Annotated in this window: 2 protein-coding genes; both read left to right on the forward strand. The window is 39.2% G+C overall.

Annotated features, from left to right (window positions below; translation table 11 throughout):
• The first annotated feature begins 214 nt into the window (after positions 1-214).
• A complete protein-coding gene (locus V7654_RS02270) occupies positions 215-874 on the forward strand; it encodes a flagellar brake protein (RefSeq protein WP_335428143.1) in 660 nt (219 codons plus the stop codon).
• Between the two features lie 63 nt (positions 875-937).
• Positions 938-1,120 (forward strand): YpfB family protein, encoded by a 183-nt coding sequence (locus tag V7654_RS02275; RefSeq protein ID WP_335375715.1) that lies wholly within the window; start codon positions 938-940, stop codon positions 1,118-1,120.
• The last annotated feature ends 127 nt before the right edge of the window (positions 1,121-1,247 follow it).

Here is a 1,247-nt window from a genome sequence, read left to right on the forward strand (position 1 = left end):
GCGGGGTCTCACCTGACCAGCTGCGCCCGCAGGAGTCTGCGCGCCTTCCACTACAATCAACAGGTTTTAAAAAACAATATTGGGCTTTAACAGAGCCGATTTATTAAAAGGGATTTTTAGAAAAGGTCGGAATCAAATTGTTAGATGTAGTCTTAATATTGCTATGAAACAGTTTTGCAGACTTAGGGAAAAATATGTGGGGAAGTGGCTAGCTATGATTAAAATCGGCGATATTATAATCCTTGAGCATAAATACTCAGAAAATTTAGAGCAGTACAAATGTAAATTGGTAGAACACAAAGGCAGTGACCTATACATAGATTATCCTGTCAACATGAACACGAACAGGACCGTTTTTCTTTTAGAAGGAACGCCATTAAAAGCAAATTTTGTGACAGAATCGGGTTCTCACTACTTTTTTGATACCGAGGTCAAAGGTAGGGTTAAGCAGAACATTCCTATGGTTGTGCTATCTTATCCTGGAAAAGACCATCTCATCAAAATCCAGCGCAGGCAATATGTACGCGTTGAGACGTCAGTAGATGTTGCAGTGCATTCCATGAAAGGTGAATTCCCTCCATTTACGACAGTTACTGATGATATCAGTGCAGGAGGTGCTGCATTGCTCATTGGCAAAAATAGCAGTTTGAAGCCGGGCATGATGATAGAAAGCTGGTTTGCCCTTCCCATGCAAAATGGTGAATATGAACACAGGAAATTCCGGGGGAAGATAGTTCGTATCATTGAAGGGCAGGGACACATGAATAAAGCATCTGTCCAATTTGTCGAGGCTACTGGAACGGACAGGCAGATGCTTTTACGATTTTGTTTTGAAAGGCAGCTTGCTATGAAAAAGAAAGGACTTACAGTCTAAATACGAATAATTATTAGCTTTTGTTCCGATACTAAAAGAAAATAGGCTGCAGGAGCAAAAGATATGAAATCATTTGAAAGAATATTAATTAAGATTGCTATTATTCAATTTGTCTTTTTAATTATTGCCCAATTGTTTTTTCATGAATTCAATGCATTCCCAGAGCTTAAACAAATTACCCAATATGAAGGCGTAACTGACGATAATCATTCAGAAGTCTTGAATTCAATACGAAGCAAAGAATAAGCAGGTCATATGCCTGCTTCAGACTGTAGACAAACTCGATAAAAGCGAGCTTGTCTACAGTTTTTTATTGGTTTGGAAAGTAAAACATGTCTGTTGATTTCCGTTCCAGGCGCTTCGCTTTCCGCGG

Origin of the sequence: Bacillus sp. JJ1609, from assembly GCF_036967045.1 — a bacterium.
Classification (GTDB): Bacteria; Bacillota; Bacilli; order Bacillales; family Cytobacillaceae; genus Mesobacillus.